Origin of the sequence: Blastococcus carthaginiensis (genome assembly GCF_030731085.1) — a bacterium.
Lineage (GTDB): Bacteria > Actinomycetota > Actinomycetes > Mycobacteriales > Geodermatophilaceae > Blastococcus > Blastococcus carthaginiensis.
In genome coordinates this window covers 202,111-223,530 of record NZ_JASNFN010000010.1, presented here as the reverse complement: position 1 = coordinate 223,530, position 21,420 = coordinate 202,111, and the positions used below count along the sequence as shown (strand labels likewise).

Below are 21,420 nucleotides of genomic sequence, written 5' to 3'. Positions count from 1 at the left end.
TGTCCGGCGGCGTCCTACTCTCCCACCCCGTCTCCAGGGCAGTACCATCGGCGCTGAGAGGCTTAGCTTCCGGGTTCGGAATGTTGCCGGGCGTTTCCCTCTCGCCATGGCCGCCGTAACTCTGTGAACTTCGAACTTCCCCGGCGGGGGGGCTGGTTCGTGCGTTCAGAACCGCACAGTGGACGCGACAATCTTCGTTGATGACTTGGTACACAGGGCCCTCGTGGAGGAGGTGTGTGTGGTCAAGCCCTCGGCCTGTTAGTACCGGTCAGCTCCACACCTTGCGGTGCTTCCACTTCCGGCCTATCAACCCGCTGGTCTGGGCGGGGGCCTTACCCGGTTGACCCGGTGAGAGACCTCATCTTGAAGCGAGCTTCCCGCTTAGATGCTTTCAGCGGTTATCCCTGCCGAACGTAGCCAACCAGCAGTGCACCTGGCGGTACAACTGGCACACCAGAGGTTCGTCCGTCCCGGTCCTCTCGTACTAGGGACAGCTCTTCTCAAGTCTCTTACGCGCACGGCGGATAGGGACCGAACTGTCTCACGACGTTCTAAACCCAGCTCGCGTACCGCTTTAATGGGCGAACAGCCCAACCCTTGGGACCTACTCCAGCCCCAGGATGCGACGAGCCGACATCGAGGTGCCAAACCATCCCGTCGATATGGACTCTTGGGGAAGATCAGCCTGTTATCCCCGGGGTACCTTTTATCCGTTGAGCGACACCGCTTCCACATGCCGGTGCCGGGTCACTAGTCCCAGCTTTCGCTCCTGCTCGACCCGTCGGTCTCGCAGTCAAGCTCCCTTGTGCACTTGCACTCGACACCTGATTGCCAACCAGGCTGAGGGAACCTTTGGGCGCCTCCGTTACATTTTGGGAGGCAACCGCCCCAGTTAAACTACCCACCTGACACTGTCCCTGATCCGGATCACGGACCGAGGTTAGACATCCAATTCGACCAGAGTGGTATTTCAACGGCGACTCCACGAACACTGGCGTGCCCGCTTCGCAGTCTCCCACCTATCCTACACAAGCCGAACCGAACACCAATATCAAGCTATAGTAAAGGTCCCGGGGTCTTTCCGTCCTGCCGCGCGTAACGAGCATCTTTACTCGTAGTGCAATTTCGCCGAGCCTGTGGTTGAGACAGCTGAGAAGTCGTTACGCCATTCGTGCAGGTCGGAACTTACCCGACAAGGAATTTCGCTACCTTAGGATGGTTATAGTTACCACCGCCGTTTACTGGCGCTTGAGTTCTGAGCTTCGCCTTGCGGCTAACCCGTCCCCTTAACGTTCCAGCACCGGGCAGGCGTCAGTCCGTATACATCGTCTTACGACTTCGCACGGACCTGTGTTTTTAGTAAACAGTCGCTTCTCACTGGTCTCTGCGACCCCCTCCCGCTGCCCCACGCTAGGTGGTTCACGGGCTGGGGCCCCCCTTCTCCCGAAGTTACGGGGGCATTTTGCCGAGTTCCTTAACCACAGTTCGCTCGATCGCCTCGGTATTCTCTACCTGACCACCTGAGTTGGTTTGGGGTACGGGCCGCTCGGAACTCGCTAGAGGCTTTTCTCGGCAGCATAGGATCATCCAATTCGCCTCAATCGGCTATGCGTCGGGCCTCACCCTCATGTCCGACGGATTTACCTATCGGACGGGCCACACCCTTGCACCGGTACTACCACTCACCGGTAGGACTACCTTCCTGCGTCACCCCATCGCTTGCCTACTACCAGTCCGGGTCCCCAGCTTCCCCGGTTCACCTCACAAGGAGGCTCCCCGGCGTCGGTGGGTCAGCATCGCTGGGTTCAGCATGGGCGTTCCTTCGCGGGTACGGGAATATCAACCCGTTGTCCATCGACTACGCCTGTCGGCCTCGCCTTAGGTCCCGACTCACCCTGGGCGGATTAGCCTGGCCCAGGAACCCTTGGTCTTCCGGCGGGGGAGGTTCTCACTCCCCTCTCGCTACTCATGCCTGCATTCTCACTCGTGTGGCGTCCACGGCTGGATCACTCCGCCGCTTCCACCGCCACACGACGCTCCCCTACCCATCCACACACCTGGCCGGCACCCACGAAAGATGCCGGCGGGTTGTTGTGTGAATGCCACGGCTTCGGCGGTGTGCTTGAGCCCCGCTACATTGTCGGCGCGGAACCACTTGACCAGTGAGCTATTACGCACTCTTTCAAGGGTGGCTGCTTCTAAGCCAACCTCCTGGTTGTCTCTGCGATCCCACATCCTTTTCCACTTAGCACACGCTTAGGGGCCTTAGCCGATGATCTGGGCTGTTTCCCTCTCGACTACGAACCTTATCGCCCGCAGTCTCACTGCCACGCTCTCACTTACCGGCATTCGGAGTTTGGTTGACGTCAGTAACCTTGTGGGGCCCATCGGCCATCCAGTGCTCTACCTCCGGCAAGAAACACGTGACGCTGCACCTAAATGCATTTCGGGGAGAACCAGCTATCACCGAGTTTGATTGGCCTTTCACCCCTACCCACAGCTCATCCCCCAGGTTTTCAACCCTGGTGGGTTCGGTCCTCCACGCGGTCTTACCCGCGCTTCAACCTGGCCATGGGTAGATCACTCGGCTTCGGGTCTAGAGCACGCGACTGGAGATCGCCCTGTTCGGACTCGCTTTCGCTACGGCTACCCCACACGGGTTAACCTCGCCACGTACCGCTAACTCGCAGGCTCATTCTTCAAAAGGCACGCAATCACCCCCGCCACACGAAGTGGCATAAGGCTCTCACGGCTTGTAGGCACACGGTTTCAGGTACTATTTCACTCCCCTCCCGGGGTACTTTTCACCTTTCCCTCACGGTACTTGTCCGCTATCGGTCACCAGGGAGTATTCAGGCTTAGCGGGTGGTCCCGCCGGATTCACACCGAATTTCACGGGCTCGGTGCTACTTGGGAAACAAGTTCGGGAGGGACCGTGTTTTCGTGTACGGGGCTCTCACCCTCTACGGCGACCCTTTCCAGAGGCCTTCCACTAACACAGATCCTTTATGACTCCCCGCACCCCCGGCAGAGGATGCAGAACTGTCCCACGACCCCGACCACACAACGCCTGCCGGCTATCACATGCGATCGGTTTAGCCTCTTCCGCTTTCGCTCGCCACTACTCACGGAATCACTGTTGTTTTCTCTTCCTGTGGGTACTGAGATGTTTCACTTCCCCACGTTCCCTCCACACGCCCTATGTGTTCAGGCGCGGGTCACACCACATGACTGGTGCGGGGTTCCCCCATTCGGAAATCCTCGGATCAACGCTCGGTTGACAGCTCCCCGAGGCTTATCGCAGCCTCCTACGTCCTTCATCGGCTCCTGGTGCCCAGGCATCCACCGTGTGCCCTTAACAACTTGGCCACACAAAAATCCCGCCCCACACCCCCGGAAGGAAGCGTGCAGCGGGCCTACAACACTTGAAACTCTGCTACCAGAGTCAGAAGATGCTCGCGTCCACTGTGCAGTTCTCAACGTACGACCAGCCACCGCCTGCACCGACCCCGCCAGACCCGACCCCACCCACAGGCGGCGATCAGCGGTACGAGACCCAGACGGCCCTGACACGAGAAACCAGAACCAGAACCCCCCTTCACGGGGACCCCGGGTCCGCTCCCTCAGGACCCAACAGCGTGCCTACCACCAGCCACCCGACCCCACCCCGCTCCACGCACACACCAGATGTGTGCAGTACTAGGGGCAGCACCAGGCTGCCGGTGCGAACTGGTCAGCGTTCCACCCTCGAGCACCACCCCAGACACGACGCGACCCCCCGAGACTGAGGGGCCGTCACGGCCTGGGCGCGGCTCTGCACCACCCCCGCGAAGCGGAGGTAGTGAGATGCTCCTTAGAAAGGAGGTGATCCAGCCGCACCTTCCGGTACGGCTACCTTGTTACGACTTCGTCCCAATCGCCGATCCCGCCTTCGACGGCTCCCTCCACAGGGGTTGGGCCACCGGCTTCGGGCGTTACCGACTTTCGTGACGTGACGGGCGGTGTGTACAAGGCCCGGGAACGTATTCACCGCAGCGTTGCTGATCTGCGATTACTAGCGACTCCAACTTCATGGGGTCGAGTTGCAGACCCCAATCCGAACTGAGACCGGCTTTTTGGGATTCGCTCCACCTCGCGGTATCGCAGCCCTTTGTACCGGCCATTGTAGCATGTTTGCAGCCCTAGACATAAGGGGCATGATGATTTGACGTCATCCCCACCTTCCTCCGAGTTGACCCCGGCAGTCTCCTATGAGTCCCCACCATCACGTGCTGGCAACATAGAACGAGGGTTGCGCTCGTTGCGGGACTTAACCCAACATCTCACGACACGAGCTGACGACAACCATGCACCACCTGTGCACGGCCCTTACGGACCCCCCATCTCTGGAGGATTTCCGTGCATGTCAAGCCTAGGTAAGGTTCTTCGCGTTGCATCGAATTAAGCAACATGCTCCGCCGCTTGTGCGGGCCCCCGTCAATTCCTTTGAGTTTTAGCCTTGCGGCCGTACTCCCCAGGCGGGGCGCTTAATGCGTTAGCTGCGGCACGGAGACCGTGGAATGGCCCCCACACCTAGCGCCCAACGTTTACGGCGTGGACTACCAGGGTATCTAATCCTGTTCGCTCCCCACGCTTTCGCTCCTCAGCGTCAGTTTCGGCCCAGAGACCCGCCTTCGCCACCGGTGTTCCTCCTGATATCTGCGCATTTCACCGCTACACCAGGAATTCCAGTCTCCCCTGCCGAACTCAAGTCCGCCCGTATCGACTGCAGGCCTGAGGTTGAGCCTCAGGTTTTCACAGCCGACGCGACGAACCGCCTACGAGCTCTTTACGCCCAATAATTCCGGACAACGCTTGCACCCTACGTATTACCGCGGCTGCTGGCACGTAGTTGGCCGGTGCTTCTTCTGCAGGTACCGTCACTCTCGCTTCGTCCCTGCTGAAAGAGGTTTACAACCCGAAGGCCGTCATCCCCCACGCGGCGTCGCTGCGTCAGGCTTCCGCCCATTGCGCAATATTCCCCACTGCTGCCTCCCGTAGGAGTCTGGGCCGTGTCTCAGTCCCAGTGTGGCCGGTCACCCTCTCAGGCCGGCTACCCGTCGTCGCCTTGGTAGGCCACTACCCCACCAACAAGCTGATAGGCCGCGGGCCCATCCCCAGCCGATAAATCTTTCCACCACCAGACCATGCGGTCAGCGGTCATATCCGGTATTAGCCCCAATTTCTTGGAGTTATCCCAGAGCCAGGGGCAGGTTGCCCACGTGTTACTCACCCGTTCGCCACTGATCCCCACCGAAGCGGTTCACCGTTCGACTTGCATGTGTTAAGCACGCCGCCAGCGTTCGTCCTGAGCCAGGATCAAACTCTCCGTAGATGATTTGATACCGGCTGAGAACCGAGAGCTGACACTCTCGATATCAATCAACCAAAGGAATCCCAGCCGATCCGAAGACCGGCACGGGGTATTACTTGGCACTGACTTTCGGCACGCTGTTGAGTTCTCAAGGAGCGGACGCGCAGAAACTCGACCCTTCCGGGCTTCGTCCCTGGCTGGATGTTCAACTCTACGCCGGTTTCCAGCAGCCCGTCTAGCGGGGGCTGGTCCGGCGGCCCTTCCGGGCCGCGCGGCGCAAAGAGAAAGTTACGTGGCTGCGCAGGCGGTGTCAAACCCGGGTCCGGTGACGCCCGACACGCTGCCGTCACACGGCTGTCGCCGGGCGTTCACCCGCCCCTCAGGCCTCAACCGGCTCGCCGGACGCCGGCGATCGAACGGCGCCCGCGGCGGAGGACGAGCCAGCCGCCGGGCAGCCAGACGTCCTCCCCCGGCCGGGCCTCGCCGTCGGTCACCCGCTCGTTGTTCAGGTAGGCGCCGCCCTCCTTGACCGTGCGCCGTGCCTCGGAGAGCGAACCGACCAGGCCGGTCTGCTGCAGCAGCTGCGCCACGGTCGGCAGCTCGCCGTCGACCGTGATGCTGCCCGCCTCCTGGAGGGCCGCACCGAGGGTGGCCTCGTCCAGGGAGCGCAGGTCCTCGCGGCCGAACAGCGCACGGCCGGCCGCCTCGGCCTGGCGGAGCTGCTCGGGTCCGTGCACGAGCCGGGTGAGCTCCTCGGCCAGCGCCCGCTGCGCCGCCCTGGCGGCCGGCCGCTCGAGGCTCTCGGCCACCAGCGCCTGCACCTCCTCGGCGGGGCGCTCGGAGTAGAGCGGCAGCCACGCGCGGGCGTCGGCGTCCTCGGCGTTCAGCCAGAACTGGAAGAAGGCGTACGGCGACGTCAGCGCCGGGTCGAGCCACACGGCCCCGCCTTCGGACTTCCCGAACTTGGTGCCGTCGGACTTGGTCACCAGCGGCGTGCTGAGCGCGTGCACCCGTGCACCCTCGGTCCGCCGGACCAGGTCGATGCCCGCGGTCAGGTTTCCCCACTGGTCGGAGCCGCCCGTCTGCAGCGTGACCCCGTGCCGCCGGTGCAGCTGCCGGTAGTCGTTGGCCTGCAGGATCTGGTAGCTGAACTCCGTGTAGCTGATGCCGGCCTCCGAGTTCAGCCGGGCGGACACCGCCTCCTTGGCCAGCATCTGGCTGACCCGGAAGTGCTTGCCGAGCTCGCGGAGGAAGTCGATCGCCGAGACCGGGGCGGTCCAGTCCAGGTTGTCCACGTAGATCGGGCCGCGCAACCCGTCCGCCTCAGCGGGCACCTCCAGGAACGGCGCGACCTGCTCCCGGATCCGCTCCACCCAGGCGGCGACCGTGTCGCGGTCGTTGAGCTGGCGCTCGGCCGAGGGGCGCGGGTCACCGATCAGCCCGGTCGCCCCGCCGACGAGGACGACGGGCTGGTGACCGGCCCGGTGCAGCGCCCGCAGGACCATGAACTGCAGCAGGTGGCCGACGTGGAGGCTCTGCGCCGTCGGGTCGAAGCCGGCGTAGTAGGTGACCGGGCCCTCGGCGAGGTGGGCGCGCAGGGCGGCCTCGTCGGTGCTCTGGGCGATCAGCCCGCGGCGGTGCAGCTCGTCGATGACTCCGGGAGCGGAAGGCGTGGTCACGGGGGTCCATCCTGCCCGCCCCGGCGGCGACGCGGTCGGCCACCCGACCGGAATGCGCTCACCGACGGGGCGCCGGTCTCCCAGAACCGCCAGGGCAGTTCGGTCGCCACGCTGATCCCGACGCGGGGGCCGGCCGAGACGGCGGCCGGCGGGGCCCCCCGGTGCAGCCGCACCGGGGAGGACGGGTCCAGCAGGTCGATGCCCAGGTCGGCGCGCCCGACGGCGAGCGCCTGCGTCAGCCGGGCGGGCCCTCCGGCCAGGTCACGCGGGCTGCGCGCCGCCGGTCGTCGGGCCTGCGCCAGCTCCTCCCCCAGCACTACCTCCCCGGCCCGCAGCAGGACCGCCGAGCCCTCGCCCTCCTGCCCCACGACGACGTTGGCGCACCAGTGCACCCCGTAGGAGAAGTACACGTACAGCCGTCCCGGAGGCCCGAACATGATCGCCGCGCGCGGCGTGGGGCCCCGGTGGGAGTGCGCCGCGGGGTCGACGCCCGACCCGGAGTAGGCCTCGACCTCGGTGAGCCGCAGCGCGACGGTGCCCTCCGGCCGGTCGGCGACCACCCAGCAACCCAGCAGGGACGGCGCCACCTCGTCGACCGGCCCGAGCAGCTCTCCCGCCCGGACCAGCGGCCCCGGTCCGGGCGGCGGCACGTTCAGAGGGCCGCCGCCACGGGCGAGGACACCGCCCACTCGGCGTGCTGCCGCGCCGCCTCGGCGAGCTGGGTCAGCTGCCCGGCGACGCGCTCCGGCGCCGTCCCGCCCCGGGCCGACCGCGCGGCCAGCGCGCCCGGCACCGACAGCACGGCGCGGACGTCGGGGGTGAGCCGCGCGTCGATGCCGGCGAGCTGCTCGTCGTCCAGCTGGTCGAGCTCGAGCCCGGCCTCCTCGCAGAAGGCCACCATCGCACCGGAGATCTCGTGCGCCGACCGGAAGGGGACCCCCTGCCGGACCAGCCACTCCGCGACGTCGGTGGCCAGGGCGAAGCCCTGCGGTGCGGCCGCCTCCAGCACCTCGGGGCGCAGGGTGAGGGTCGCGACCATCCCGGTCACCGCCGGCAGGAGGAGGAGCAGCTGCTCCATGGAGTCGAAGACCGGCTCCTTGTCCTCCTGCAGGTCGCGGTCGTAGGCCAGCGGCAGGCCCTTCAGCATCGTCAGCAGGCCCGTCAGGTTGCCGACGAAGCGGCCGGACTTGCCCCGGGCCAGCTCGGCGATGTCGGGGTTCTTCTTCTGCGGCATGATCGACGACCCGGTGGCCCAGGCGTCGTCCAGGCGCGCCCAGCCGAACTCGGTCGACGTCCAGAGCACGACCTCCTCCCCCAGCCGGGAGAGGTGGACGCCGATCAGCGCCGCCGCGAAGCAGAACTCCGCGGCGAAGTCCCGGTCGCTCACCCCGTCGATCGAGTTGTCCGATGCGCGGTCGAAGCCGAGCTCGGCGGCGACGGCGTCCGGGTCCAGCGGCAGCGAGGAGCCGGCGAGCGCGCCGGAGCCGTAGGGGCTCACAGCGGTCCGTCGGTCCCAGTCCCGCAGCCGGTCGACGTCGCGGGCGAAGGCGTGCGCGTGGGCGAGCAGCTGGTGGGCGAAGAGCACCGGCTGGGCGTGCTGCAGGTGCGTCATGCCGGGTGCGGCGACGTCCTGATAGCGCTCGGCCAGGCCGACCAGCGCGTACTCCAGCGACGACAGCTCCCCGACCAGCGACCGCACGGTGTGCCGCAGGTAGAGCCGCAGGTCGGTGGCGATCTGGTCGTTGCGGCTGCGGCCGGCGCGCAGCTTGCCGCCGAGGGCACCCAGCTTCTCGGTGAGCCCGCGCTCGAGCGCCTCGTGCACGTCCTCGTCGGACTCGACCGCGACGAAGGTGCCGGCGGCGACCTCGTCCGACAGCTCCCGCAGCGCGCCGAGCATCTGCTCCAGCTCGTCGTCGGCGAGCAGCCCGGCGCGGTGCAGCACGCGGGCGTGCGCCCGGGAGCCGGCCAGGTCGAAGGGGGCGAGCTTCCAGTCGAAGTGCGTCGACTTGGACAACGCGGCCATCGCCGGGGACGGGCCACCACCGAAGCGCCCGCCCCAGAGCCGGGTGTGGGTCGCGGGGGCGTGCGGGTCGGTCACGGGGTCGTTCCTCCGGAGGGGTCGTCGGCCAGGTCGCTGTGCAGCTCGGGGTAGACGGCGGGGGTGCGGGCGGCCATGGCCCGCAGCCGCTCCGCGAGCGCGGGGCCGCCGTCGGGAGCGCGGGACACCACCAGGAGAGTGTCGTCGCCGGCGATCGTTCCCAGCACGTCGGGGAGGCCGACCTTGTCCAGGGCCGAGGCCAGGAACTGCGCGGCCCCGGGCGGGGTGCGCAGCACCGCCAGGTTGGCGCTGCCCTCAGCCGCGGTGAGCAGGTCGGCCAGCAGGCGGGTGAGCCGGGCCGGCGCGGCCTGCGCGGGGCGCAGCGGCGCGTTCTCCGGCGGCAGCACGTAGGAGGCCGGCGCGCCGTCGGAGCCGCGCAGCTTCACCGCGCCCAGCTCCTCCAGGTCCCGCGAGAGCGTCGCCTGGGTGACCTCGATGCCCGACTCGGCCAGCAGCACGGCCAGCTGGGTCTGCGAGGTGATCGAACGGGCCTCGATGAGCTCGCGGATGCGGGCCTGACGCGCCGAACGGTTGAGGGCAGAGGTCATGCGCGCGCCAGGAGTCGCGGGAGCCCTGCGGAGCAGCGGCGAGCCGGGTCGGCGACGGTCACGAACTCTTCTCCAGGAGCCAGATGAGCACAGCCTTCTGCACGTGCAGCCGGTTCTCCGCCTCGTCCCAGACCGCACTCTGCGGCCCGTCGATCACCTCGGCGGCGATCTCCTTGCCGCGGTAGGCCGGCAGGCAGTGCAGGACGACGGCGTCGGCGGCGGCGCGGGCGAGGGCGGCGTCGTCCACCGCGTAGGGCAGGAACGGCGCGACGCGCGTGTCGTACTCGTCCTCCTGCCCCATCGACACCCAGGTGTCGGTGACCAGGACGTCGGCCCCGTCGGCGGCGGCCGCGGCGTCCGGCGTCCACGCCACCGAGCCGCCGGTCTCCGCCGCGATCCGCCCCGCCCGCTCCAGCACGGCCGGGTCGGGCCGGAAGGACTCGGGCGAGCCGATCCGCACGTGCATGCCCGCCGTCGCGCCCCCGAGCAGGTAGGAGTGCGCCATGTTGTTGGCGCCGTCGCCGAGGTAGGTCATCGACCGGCCGGCCAGCGAGCCCTTGCGCTCGATGACCGTCTGCAGGTCGGCCAGGATCTGGCAGGGGTGGTAGGCGTCGGTCAGCGCGTTGACCACCGGCACCCGGCTGACCGCCGCCATCGCCTCGATGCGGTCCTGGCCGAAGGTCCGCCACACGATCGCGGCGGCCTGCCGGTCGAGCACGCGGGTGGTGTCCTCGATCGGCTCCCCGCGGCCGAGCTGGCTGCTGCCGGCGTCGATGACCAGCGGGTAGCCACCGAGCTCGGCGACGCCCACGGAGAACGAGACCCGGGTGCGGGTGGAGGGCTTGTCGAACAGCACGGCGACCGCCTTCGGCACCCCGTTGGCGGCGCGCAGCGGGGTGGGCGCCTCGCCGGTGTGCCGGGAGGCCTTGAGGGAGGCGGCGAGGGCGAGCACCTCGGCCTGCTCGGCCGGGGTGAGGTCGTCGTCCTTGAGGAAGTGCCGGGTCACTGTGCTGATGGCTCCATTCCGTGCTCGTTCCGCTCCTCGGTCGCTGGCGCTCCCTGCGATGCTCGCTCGCACGTCATGTTCACGGCTCGCCCTCCATCGCGGTGTCGAGGGCGGCGGGCAGCGCGGCCACGAAGGCGTCCACCTGCGCGTCGGCGAGGACCAGCGGCGGGGCGAGCCGGAGCACGCCCGGGGCGACCGCGTTGGTCAGGAAGCCGGCGGCGCGCAGCTGCAGCTCGAGAGCGACGGCGACGTCGGCGGTGAGGACGACGCCGAGCAGCGCGCCCCTCCCCCGGACGCCGCTGATGCCGGCGTGGCCGAGCGCCTCGATGCCGGCGGTGAAGCGGTGCTCGAGCTCCTTGGCGCGCTCCAGCAGCCCCTCGTCGCGGATGGTATCGAGCACGGCGAGCGCGGCGGCGGCGGCGATCGGGTTGCCGCCGAAGGTGGAGCCGTGCGAGCCCGCGGTCAGCAGCTCCGCGGCCTCGCCGAAGGCCAGCATCGCGCCGATCGGCAGCCCTCCGCCCAGCGCCTTGGCCAGGGTGATGAGGTCGGGGTGCAGCCCGTCGGCCTGGTGCGCGAACCACGAGCCGGTGCGGCCGATCCCGGTCTGCACCTCGTCGACGGCGAACAGCGCGCCGACGTCGGTCGCGGCCGCGGCGGCCGCCGGCAGGTAGCCGGCCGGTGCGGGCAGCACGCCGCCCTCGCCCAGCATCGGCTCGAGCAGCACCATGGCCGTCTCGCCGGACACCGCCGCGCGCAGGGCGTCGGCGTCGCCGTAGGGCACGTAGGAGACCCCACCGGGCAGCGGCGCGAAGGCGGCGGCCTTGGACGGCTGGCCGGTGAGCGCCAGCGCGCCCATCGTGCGGCCGTGGAAGGCGCCCTCGGCGGTGACCACCCCGGTGCGGCCGGTCAGCCGGCTGACCTTGAACGCCGCCTCGTTGGCCTCCGCGCCGGAGTTGCAGAAGAAGACGCGGCCCGGGCGCCCGGCCAGCTCCAGCAGCCGCTCGGCGAGCAGGATGCCCGGTTCGTGCATCGCCAGGTTGGAGACGTGACCGAGCTTCGCCGCCTGCGTGCTGATCGCCTCGACGACCCGGGGGTGCGCGTGCCCGAGGATGGTGGTCGCGATGCCGCCGAGCAGGTCGGTGTACTCGTGCCCGTCGACGTCGGTGACGGTCGCCCCGGCGCCGGAGTCGAGGGCGACCGGCGGCGCCTTGTAGTTGTTCATCATCACGGCCGACCAGCGGCGGGCCAGCTCCTCCGTGCGCGTGGTCATGCTGTGCCCTCCTTCTGGTCCCTGGCCGGGACGACCATCGTCCCGGTGCCCTCGGTGGTGAACGTCTCCAGGAGCAGGGCGTGCGGGGTGCGGCCGTCGACGACGGTCGCCCGCTTCACCCCGCCCTCGACCGCCCGCAGGCAGGCGGCCATCTTCGGGATCATCCCGGCGTCGAGGTCGGGAAGGATCTCCGCCAGCTCGCGGGCGTCGATCTGCTGGACGAGCGAGCCGCGGTCGGGCCAGTCGGCGTAGAGGCCCTCCACGTCGGTCAGCACGACCAGCTTCACCGCGCCCAGCGCCGCGGCCAGGGCGGCGGCCGCGGTGTCGGCGTTGACGTTGTGCACGACGCCGTCCGCGTCGGGAGCGACGCTGGCGACGACCGGGATGTGCCCGGCCTCGAGCAGCGCCGTGACCGGGGTGGGATCGACGGCCGAGATGTCCCCGACCAGCCCGACGTCCACCGGCTCGCCGTCGACGACCGCGGCGGTCCGCCGGGCCGTGAGCAGTCCGCCGTCCTCACCGGAGAGGTGCACCGCCATCGGGCCGTGCTGGTTGATCAGCCCGACGATGTCGGGGCCGACCTGCCCGGTGAGCACCATGCGGACGACGTCGATCGTCTCCGGCGTGGTCACGCGCAGGCCACCGCGGAACTCGCTGGCGATGCCCAGCCGGCCGAGCATCTCGGTGATCTGCGGGCCGCCCCCGTGCACGACGACGGGCAGGATGCCGCAGGTCCGCAGGAACACCATGTCGTCGGCGAACGCACGCCGGCACTCGTCGTCGACCATGGCGTGCCCGCCGTACTTGATGACGACGACATGGGAGTGGAACTCCTTGAGCCAGGGCAGCGCGCCGGTGAGGACGGCGACCTTGGCGGCGTCGCCCTCGGGGTCGTGGGTGCGCATGACCCGGCTGGTGCCGACCCGGCGGGGCAGCTTGGGCGGCGGCGCCGGCTCGTCGATGCGGACGTCGGGCGGGGTGGGGTCCTGCTGGCTCATGACGAGTAGGCCGAGTTCTCGTGCACGTAGGCGATGGACAGGTCGTTGGTCCAGATCGTGGCCTGCTCGCCGCCGGCCCGGAGGTCGACGTCGATGGTGATCTCCCGGCCGGTGAGGTCGACGCCCTCGCGCGGGTCGCCGATCGAGCCGCCCCGGCAGACGGTGACGCCGTTGATCGTCACGTCGACCCGGTCGGCCTCGAAGGCGGCGTCGGTGGTGCCGATCGCGGCGAGCACCCGGCCCCAGTTGGGGTCGTTGCCGAACAGCGCCGTCTTGAGCAGGTTGTTGCGCGCGCAGGCCCGGCCCGCGGTGAGCGCGTCCTCGACGGTGGCCGCGTTCCGGACGGTGATCGCGATGTCCTTGGTCGAGCCCTCGGCGTCGGCGAGCAGCTGCATCGCCAGGTCCGTCGCCGCCGCGGTGAGCGCCTCGGTGAGCTCCTCCCCGCTCGGCGTGACGCCGCTCGCGCCGTTGGCCAGCACGATGACGGTGTCGTTGGTCGAGAGGCACCCGTCGGAGTCGACCCGCTCGAAGCTGACCGCGGTGGCCGCCTCCAGCGCCCGCTGGAGCACGTCGGGGTCGGCGGCGGCATCGGTGGTGAGGACGACGAGCATCGTGGCCAGGCTCGGGGCGAGCATGCCGGCGCCCTTGGCCATGCCGCCGACGGTCCACCCGTCCCGCTGCTGAACCGTCGTCTTCGGGACCGAGTCGGTGGTCATGATCGCCCGCGCGGCGTCGGCGCCGCCGTCCTCGGAGAGCTTCTCGACCGCGGCGGTGACGCCGGCGACGAGCTTCGCCATCGGCAGCCGCAGGCCGATCAGGCCGGTGCTGGCGACGGCGACGTCGATCGCCCCGATCCCGAGCTCTCCCGCCGCGTGCTCGGCGGTGGCGTGGGTGTCCTGGAAGCCCTCGGGCCCGGTGCAGGCGTTGGCGCCCCCGGAGTTGAGGACGACGGCGCGGGCGCGCTGACCGGCGAGCACCTGGCGGCTCCACTGCACCGGCGCGGCCGGGAAGCGGTTGGTGGTGAAGACGGCGGCCGCGGCGTCGTCGGGGCCGGTGTTGAGGACGACGGCGACGTCTGGGTCGCCGGAGGACTTGAGCCCCGCCGCGACGCCCGCCGCGGAGAAGCCCTTCGGGGAGGTGGTGCTCACGGTGCGACTCCTACGAGCGGAAGACCGGTGGTCTCGGGGAGGCCCAGGGCGAGGTTGGCGCACTGGACCGCCGCTCCCCCGGTGCCCTTGGTGAGGTTGTCGACGGCGGCGACGACGACGAGCCGGCGCGCGTCGGCGTCGACGGCCAGTTGCAGCGCGACGATGTTCGCGCCGAGCACCTGGGCCGTCGTGGGCCACTGGCCCTCGGGCAGCACGTGCACGAACGGCTCGTCGGCGTAGGCCTGCGCGTACGCGGCCCGGGCGGCCTCGGCGTCGACCCCGGGCCGCAGCGGCGCCGAGCAGGTGGCGAGGATGCCCCGGCTCATGGGCACCAGGGTCGGCGTGAAGCTGACGGTGACCCCGGTACCGCCCGCCTGCGACAGACCCTGGACCATCTCCGGCGTGTGCCGGTGCACGCCCCCGACGCCGTAGGCGCTGGCCGCGCCCATGACCTCGCTGCCGAGCAGATGGGCCTTCGGCGACTTCCCCGCGCCGCTGGTGCCGCTGGCGGCCACCACGACGACGTCGGGCTCCACCAGGCCGGCGGCGAGCGCCGGGGCCATCGCGAGGGTGACCGAGGTCGGGTAGCAGCCGGGAACGGCGACCCGCGTGGCTCCCGCGAGCTTCTCGCGCTGGCCGGGGAGCTCGGGCAGGCCGTAGGGCCAGGTGCCGGCGTGCACGCCGCCGTACCAGCGCGCCCAGGCGGCGGGGTCGTTCAGCCGGTGGTCGGCGCCGCAGTCGATGACGAGGGTCTCGGCGGGCAGCTGGTCGGCGATGGCCGCCGACTCGCCGTGCGGCAGCGCCAGGACGACGACGTCATAGCCGGCCAGGCTCGCCGCGTCGCTGGGCCGGACGGTCAGGTCGGCGAACGGGAGCAGGTGGGGCTGCAGCTCACCCAGGCGTCGGCCGGCGCTCGAGTTGGCGTGCACCCCGGCCAGCCGGAGGTTCGGGTGCCCGGCCAGCAGCCGGCACACCTCTCCCCCGGCGTACCCGGTGGCGCCGGTGACCCCGACCGTCCACGTCTGCGCTGTGCTCACGATGCATGACCATACACGCCCATGCATAGCCGTTCACCAGGAGTTCCCGGCCACGGGACCGGAGGGCTCAGCCGCCTCGTCAGTCCTGCGGTGGCCGGTGCTCCGTCGGCCGACCGGGTACGCGCGCGACGAGCAGGACGACGTCGTCCTCGCTGCCGCCGCCGGTGAGTCGCGCCAGCACCTCGTCGCAGAGCTGCTCGATGGGCAGACCGTGCAGTTCCTCCACCGCCTGCCGGAGCTGCTCGATGCCGTCGTCGAACAGCTGGTCGCGGCGCTCGACGAGCCCGTCGGTGTACAGCACCAGTGCCGTTCCGGGTGGCATCTCGACCTCGCGGTCCGTGCGCCGGCCTTCGACGTGCGCGCCCAGCAGGACCTCCGGGGCGCCGGCGAGCAGCTCGCAGCGGCCGTCGGCGTGCACCAGCAGCGGCGGCGGATGCCCCGCGTTGGACCACCGGAGCCGCAACGTGCGGCCGCTCGGGTCCTCGTCGCTCGGCCACAGCTGGCAGAGGACGGCGGTGGACAGGTTCGCCACGTGCAGGCGCGCCAGGGCATCGTCGAGTGCGGACAGGACGGCTTCGGGAGATCCCCGGAGCGTCTGCGCCACGCCGCGCAGCACGTTGCGCACCTGGGCCATCGCGGCGGCCGCGGTGCGGTCGTGGCCGGTGACGTCGCCCACGACCAGCGTCATCGCCCCGTCGACGGTGGAGAAGGCGTCGTACCAGTCACCGCCGATCTCCGCTTCGCGTGCGGCCGGCTGGTAGCGGGCGGCGATCTGCAGCCGGTCGGACCGCGGTAGGGGCGCGAGCAGGCTGCGCTGCAGGCTCTCGGAGAGCCGGCGGACCTCCCGGACCGCCTCCCGCTCCGCCGCCTGGGCAGCAAGCCGGTCCAGCGCCAGCGCCGTCAGCGCGGCCAGTGCCGTGACGAGCACCTTGTCCGAGACCAGCCAGGGCCTGCGGTTCTCGAACGCGAGGGCCAACGAGCCGATGGCCCGGCCGTGCACGACCAGCGGCACGGCGGCGGTCGCCTCGGTGCGCGCCCGCTCGTACACCTCCAGGGCCCCGGGGAACGACCGCACCCCCTCGGCCCGATCGTCCAGGAACTGGGGTCGCCCGGTCACAGCGGCGTGCACGATGGGCAGCGGCGCGTCGACCGGCAGGGTCGCGACGTCGGTTCGCAGCTCCTCGTCGAAGAACGTCGTCCCCAGGATCCGGGCGTGCGTGCCACGCGGCTCCACGAGGCACAACGCGGCTCCCTGCGCGCCGAGGACCGAGGCGCCACGGCCGCTGATGACGGCGAGCACGTCGTCCTCCGACCCGGCGTCGGCAAGGGCGCGGGCCACCGCGACCAGTGCGCCCAGCCGTTCGGCGTCCACGGCTGCGGCACGTTCCGCGGTGACGTCGCGGAAGTACCACGCCCACCCGATGTAGTCGCCGTCCGGACCGCGCAGTGCCGTGCCGTACCGGTCCAGGACGCGGCCGTCGAGCAGCAGCAGCTCGTCGCGCGCAGCCCCCGCCGCCTGCGCGTAGAGATCGTGCACCCGGGCCAGGAAGGCGTCGGGGTCGACGAGCTTGTCGAGCACCGAGGCGAGCGCGGCGTCGTCGTCACCGGAGGCGACGATCTCGGCCGGGATCGGCCAGATCTCCTGGAACTTGCGGTTGGAGGTGATCATGACGCCGCCCGACGAGACGACGACCATCCCGTCCAGACCGCCCTCGACGGCGGCTCGCAGGAGGTGGAGATCGCGGAGCGGGTCCTGGGTCACCGGCCGCCTGGGGTGCTCCTCGGCCCGACCGTGCATCGCGCTCACGCCTCCACCGGCGCGAGACGCACCTACCGACAGCTCGTCGCCAGGCACCCTACGTGGCGCACGACGCTCGTGGGAGGCGACCGCCGGCGGTGCTCACGCCAGGGGGTCGGTGTCCCCGTACGGGCGCAGCCGCAGCTGCCGGGCGGTGTCCTCCGGGGTCGTCGAGCGCAGCGTCGCCAGGTCGTCGGCGCCGGCACGGAGGAAGCGGCCGGACCACTGGTCCAGCTCACCCCCGGCGATCGCCGCGACGATCTCGAGGACCTGCTCCGGCGGCGTCCAGTCCTCGAACCCCTGCCACATGCGCATCGACCGGGTCATCGGGGTGTCCACGACGCCGGGGGCGACGTCGAACGCGCGGACGTCGGAGCCCTCGAGCGCGAGCGCGAGGGACTCGGTGATCCGCATGAGCCCCGTCTTGGCCACCGAGTAGGCCGAGTAGTCGGGGTTGGCGCGGGTGCTCATCCCGCTGGCGATGCTCACCACCCGGCCGCGGTCGCGCAGCAGCATCCACGGGACGACGGCGCGGCTGAGCAGGAAACTGCCCCGCAGGTGGCTGGTGACGACGTCCCACCACTGCTCGGGGTCGGCCTCCCACAGCGGCACCTCGGCCTCGTCGATCAGCCCCGCGTTGTTCACCAGCAGGTCGACCGGCCCCAGCTGCTCGCGCACCTCGCCCACCGCGGCCTCGACCGAGGCCTGATCGGTGACGTCGGCGGCCACGGCCAGCGTGCGGCCGCCGGTGGCGTCGGCGACCTCGGCCATGGCCGCGCGCAGCCGCTCCTCGCCGCGGGCCAGCCCGGCCACGGCCATCCCCCGGCGCGCCAGCCCCTCGACCAGGTGCCGGCCGATGCCCGTGGACGCCCCCGTGACGAGCGCGACCCCCTCCAGCTCAGGCACGGGGCTGCGCCCCGGTCGCCGCGGCGGCGGCCGCCATCGCCGCATCGCGCACCGCGGTCGCCTCCTCGCTGGTGAGCGTCCGGTCCGGCGCCCGCAACATCAGCGCGTACGCCAGCGACCGCGACCCGGCCGGCACCGGCGCGCCGGTGTAGACGTCGAAGAGGCGCAGGTGCTCCAGCAGCTCACCGGCGCCCTCCCGCAGCGCCGCGGCGACGTCGGCGGCGGGGATGTCGTCGGCCACCACGAGGGCGAGGTCGATGAGCACCGGCGGGAAGGTCGAGATCGACGGCGCCTGGGGCACGGTCGGCTCGGGCAGCGCGTCGGCGTCCAGCTCCATCACCGCGGTGCGGGCCGGCAGGCCGAGCACCTCGCACACCTTGGGGTGCAGCTCGCCCGCGTACCCGATGACCCGGTCGCCGACCAGCAGCGCGGCGCACCGGCCCGGGTGCCACGGGGCCCGCTCGGCCTGCTCGACGGTGAGCTCGGCCCCGGCGGCCGCGGCCACCACGCGCGCGGCCTGCACGGCATCGGCCCACGCGGCCGGCCGGCCCGACCCCCACCAGCCACGCGGCTCGCGGTGCCCGGTCAGCGCCACCGCGACGTACCACGGTTGCGCCGGCACCGCGCCCAGGAGCGCCGCGAGGGTGGCGTCGTCCGGACGGCGGTCGGCCCCGGGCAGCGGCGCGGGTGCGCCGTCCCCGCCGGGGAACACCGAGCCGTGCTCAAACAGGGCGACGTCGCGGAGCCCCCGGGCCAGGTTGCGGCCGAGCGCGGCGAGCAGGCCGGGCAGCAGCGTGGTGCGCAGGGCCGGGGCCTCCTCCGACAGCGGGTTGCGCACGGTGATCACCCGGCGCCGGTCGTCGTCCGCGGGCAGCCCGAGCGCGTCGAGCTGCGCCGTCCCGGTGAACGGGAACGCGGGGGCCTCCACGTAGCCGGCCTCGGCCAGCGCCCGGCCGATGCTGCGGCGGCGGCGCTGCCGCTCGGTGAGCCCGCCGCCGGGCGGGGCGGTGGGCAGGATCGAGGGGATCTCGTCGAACCCGCGGAAGCGCACGACCTCCTCGACCAGATCGGCCGGCTCCAGCAGGTCGCCGCGCCAGGACGGCGGAGTCACGCGCAGGGCGTCGCCGTCGCCGGCCACCTCGGCACCGATCGCGGTCAGCACCTCGAGGACCTGGGCCCGGGTGTAGGGGACGCCGGCGATGCGGCCGGGGAGCCCGGCGTCCAGCTGGATGGGCATGCGCGGCTCACGGGTGTCGACGTCGACCGGTGCGCCGACGACCCGCGCACCACCGTGCTCGGCGAGCAGGGCCGCGGCCCGGGCGAGCGCGACGACGGTGACCTCGGGGTCGGTGCCGCGCTCGAAGCGCTTGCCGGCCTCGCTGGGCAGCCGGTGCCGCCGCACCCCGCGGGAGATGCCGGTCGGCTCCCAGTGCGCGGCCTCCAGCAGCACCGCGCTGGTGGCGTCGCCGATCTCGGTGGAGGCGCCGCCCATGACCCCGGCCAGCCCGATCGGTCCCGACTCGTCGGTGATGAGCAGGTCGTCGTCGGTCAGCCGGCGGTCGGCGCCGTCCAGGGTGGTCAGCCGCTCCCCCGCCGTCGCCCTGCGGACCGTGATCGGACCGGTGACGGTGGCCCGGTCGAAGGCGTGCATCGGCTGGCCGAGCTCGAGCATCACGTAGTTGGTGACGTCGACGGCCAGCGAGATGCTGCGGATGCCGCACTGGGCCAGCCGGCGGCGCAGCGGCCAGGGGCTGGGCGCCGCCGGGTCGAGGTCCTCCACGGCCAGCATGGAGAAGCGGTCGCAGCGGTCGGCGTCGGCGACGGTGACCTCCCACGCCGGCGCGCCCGACCAGTCCGGCAGCGGCAGGTCGGCCGGGTCGCGCCAGGTCACGCCGAGCACGCCGGCCAGGTCGCGGGCGATCCCGCGCATCGACATGGCGTAGCCGCGGTCCGGCGTCACCTCGAGGTCGAAGACGACGTCCTCCAGGCCGAGGACGTCGGTGGCCGGCGTACCCGGCACGTAACCGCCCTGCCCGAGCACCAGGATGCCGGCGTGATCCTCGCCGATGCCGAGCTCGCGGACCGAGCAGATCATCCCGTCGGAGACGTGGTCGTAGGTCTTCCGCGCGGCGATGGCGAAGTCTCCGGGGAGCACCACACCGGGCAGCGCGGCGACCACCAGGTCGCCGACGGCGAAGTTCTGGGCGCCGCAGACGATGCCGCGCGGTTCCGCCTCCCCGACCTCCACCTGCGTGTAGCGGATCGGCTTCTTGAAGCCGGTGAGCTCCTCGATCTCCAGCACGCGGCCGACCACGAGCGGGCCGGTGGTCACCGGCGGGCGGACGACGTCCTCCACCTCGAAGCCCAGGCGCACGAAGGCGGCGTCGAGCTCCTCGACCGTGATCCCGGCCGGGAGGTCGACGAGCTCGGACAGCCAGCTGACGGGGACCTTCACTGCTCAACTCCGAAGACGCTGGTGAAGCGGACGTCCGCCTCCGCGATGTCGTGCATGTCCGAGAGGGCCGACCGGAACTGCAGCGCCCGCTCGATGCCCATGCCGAAGGCGAAGCCGGTGTAGGTGTCGGGGTCGACGCCGCAGGCGCGCAGCACCCGCGGGTTCACCATCCCGCAGCCGCCCCACTCCACCCACTGCGGGCCGTCGCGGTGCTCGGGGAACCACACGTCGAACTCCGCCGAGGGCTCGGTGAAGGGGAAGAAGTGCGGCCGCCACCGGGTGCGGGCGTCCGGGCCGAACAGCTGGCGGGCCAGGTGGTCCAGCGTGCCGCGCAGGTGGGCCATGGTGAGCCCGCGGTCCACGGCCAGGCCCTCGACCTGGTGGAAGACCGGCAGGTGCGTCGCGTCGAGCTCGTCGGTGCGGTACACCCGCCCCGGGGCGACGACGTAGATCGGCGGCTGCCGGTCCAGCATCGTGCGCGCCTGCACCGGGCTGGTGTGGGTGCGCAGCACCAGGCCGGAGTCCTCGGGGGCGACGAAGAACGTGTCCGACAGCCACCGGGCCGGGTGGTCGGGGCCGAAGTTGAGCGCATCGAAGTTGAGCCACTCGGCCTCGAGCTCCGGGCCGTCGGCCACCTCGTAGCCCATGCCGACGAAGATGTCGGCGATCCGGTCGATCAGAGTGGTCAGCGGGTGCCGGGCGCCGCGCGGGGTGCGGTCCCACGGCAGCGTGACGTCGACCCGCTCCTCGGCCAGCACCCGTGCGTCGCGCTCGGCCTCCAGCTCGGCCCGGCGCGCCTCGTAGGCCTCGGTGACCGCGACCCGGGCGGCGTTCACCCGCTTACCGGCGTCGCTGCGCGCGGCCGGGGGCAGCGCACCCAGCTCCCGCCGGGCGAGCAGCACCGGGGCGCGGTCGCCCAGGTGGGCCGGGCGGACGGCGGCCAGCGCCTCCAGGTCCGCGGCCGCCGCGAACGCCCCGAGCGCGGCGCGCACCGCCTCGTCGAGGGCCTCGGGCGAGAGGGCGGCGACCTGCTTGGGGTCGTAGGGATCGTTGGCGCCAGACACGGGAGGCCATTCTGCCCGGCGCCCGCCCCCGCGCGCGCCTGGGTTCCGCTGCGAGGACGA

The 21,420-nt window shown here is 70.9% G+C and carries 13 protein-coding genes and 3 rRNA genes; all 16 read right to left on the bottom strand.

The annotated features are described in order from the left end of the window. Nucleotide 1: 1 nt before the first annotated feature. Nucleotides 2–118 (bottom strand): 5S ribosomal RNA (gene rrf / locus QOZ88_RS10570). Between the two features lie 120 nt (nt 119–238). Next, a 23S ribosomal RNA gene (locus tag QOZ88_RS10565) occupies nt 239–3,369 on the bottom strand. 488 nt (nt 3,370–3,857) lie between these two features. After that, nucleotides 3,858–5,374, bottom strand: a 16S ribosomal RNA gene (locus QOZ88_RS10560). Together the 16S, 23S and 5S rRNA genes form the textbook arrangement of a ribosomal RNA operon. A 365-nt stretch (nt 5,375–5,739) precedes the next feature. Next, a complete protein-coding gene (gene tyrS / locus QOZ88_RS10555; protein ID WP_305999736.1) occupies nt 5,740–7,032 on the bottom strand; it encodes a tyrosine--tRNA ligase in 1,293 nt (430 codons plus the stop codon). Next, nucleotides 7,029–7,682: a DNA-3-methyladenine glycosylase gene (locus tag QOZ88_RS10550; protein WP_305999735.1), complete on the bottom strand. Its 654-nt coding sequence runs from the start codon at nt 7,680–7,682 to the stop codon at nt 7,029–7,031. Before QOZ88_RS10550 ends, tyrS begins: the two co-directional genes overlap by 4 nt. A gap of 2 nt (nt 7,683–7,684) precedes the next feature. Next, on the bottom strand, nt 7,685–9,130 hold the full coding sequence (gene argH / locus QOZ88_RS10545) for an argininosuccinate lyase (RefSeq protein WP_305999734.1): 1,446 nt from the start codon (nt 9,128–9,130) through the stop codon (nt 7,685–7,687). Then, entirely contained in the window at nt 9,127–9,678 is a 552-nt protein-coding gene (locus tag QOZ88_RS10540) for an arginine repressor (RefSeq protein ID WP_305999733.1), read from the bottom strand. The genes argH and QOZ88_RS10540 overlap by 4 nt, the downstream gene beginning before the upstream one ends. Nucleotides 9,679–9,736: 58 nt before the next feature. Continuing rightward, nucleotides 9,737–10,684, bottom strand: a complete 948-nt coding sequence (argF, locus tag QOZ88_RS10535) for an ornithine carbamoyltransferase (RefSeq protein WP_305999732.1) — start codon at nt 10,682–10,684, stop codon at nt 9,737–9,739. A 79-nt stretch (nt 10,685–10,763) separates the two neighbouring features. After that, entirely contained in the window at nt 10,764–11,954 is a 1,191-nt protein-coding gene (locus QOZ88_RS10530; RefSeq protein ID WP_305999731.1) for an acetylornithine transaminase, read from the bottom strand. After that, nucleotides 11,951–12,952 (bottom strand): acetylglutamate kinase, encoded by a 1,002-nt coding sequence (argB, locus tag QOZ88_RS10525; RefSeq protein ID WP_305999730.1) that lies wholly within the window; start codon nt 12,950–12,952, stop codon nt 11,951–11,953. Before argB ends, QOZ88_RS10530 begins: the two co-directional genes overlap by 4 nt. Beyond that, entirely contained in the window at nt 12,949–14,100 is a 1,152-nt protein-coding gene (gene argJ, locus QOZ88_RS10520) for a bifunctional glutamate N-acetyltransferase/amino-acid acetyltransferase ArgJ (RefSeq protein ID WP_305999729.1), read from the bottom strand. The genes argB and argJ overlap by 4 nt, the downstream gene beginning before the upstream one ends. Further along, a complete protein-coding gene (gene argC, locus QOZ88_RS10515; protein WP_305999728.1) occupies nt 14,097–15,137 on the bottom strand; it encodes an N-acetyl-gamma-glutamyl-phosphate reductase in 1,041 nt (346 codons plus the stop codon). Before argC ends, argJ begins: the two co-directional genes overlap by 4 nt. Before the next feature lie 79 nt (nt 15,138–15,216). Further along, a complete protein-coding gene (locus tag QOZ88_RS10510; RefSeq protein ID WP_305999740.1) occupies nt 15,217–16,935 on the bottom strand; it encodes a SpoIIE family protein phosphatase in 1,719 nt (572 codons plus the stop codon). A 102-nt stretch (nt 16,936–17,037) separates the two neighbouring features. Then, entirely contained in the window at nt 17,038–17,841 is an 804-nt protein-coding gene (locus QOZ88_RS10505; protein ID WP_305999727.1) for an SDR family NAD(P)-dependent oxidoreductase, read from the bottom strand. Further along, nucleotides 17,834–20,296, bottom strand: a complete 2,463-nt coding sequence (gene pheT, locus QOZ88_RS10500) for a phenylalanine--tRNA ligase subunit beta (RefSeq protein WP_305999726.1) — start codon at nt 20,294–20,296, stop codon at nt 17,834–17,836. Before pheT ends, QOZ88_RS10505 begins: the two co-directional genes overlap by 8 nt. Then, nucleotides 20,293–21,360: a phenylalanine--tRNA ligase subunit alpha gene (gene pheS / locus QOZ88_RS10495; RefSeq protein WP_305999725.1), complete on the bottom strand. Its 1,068-nt coding sequence runs from the start codon at nt 21,358–21,360 to the stop codon at nt 20,293–20,295. Before pheS ends, pheT begins: the two co-directional genes overlap by 4 nt. Between the last annotated feature and the right edge of the window lie 60 nt (nt 21,361–21,420).

What these genes read in the sequence shown, in the direction of transcription:
- QOZ88_RS10540 (WP_305999733.1), bottom strand. Translation starts at nt 9,678, where the DNA reads ATGACCTCTGCCCTCAACCGTTCGGCGCGTCAGGCCCGCATCCGCGAG.
- QOZ88_RS10530 (WP_305999731.1), bottom strand. Translation starts at nt 11,954, where the DNA reads ATGACCACGCGCACGGAGGAGCTGGCCCGCCGCTGGTCGGCCGTGATG.
- argB (WP_305999730.1), bottom strand. Translation starts at nt 12,952, where the DNA reads ATGAGCCAGCAGGACCCCACCCCGCCCGACGTCCGCATCGACGAGCCG.
- QOZ88_RS10510 (WP_305999740.1), bottom strand. Translation starts at nt 16,935, where the DNA reads ATGCACGGTCGGGCCGAGGAGCACCCCAGGCGGCCGGTGACCCAGGAC.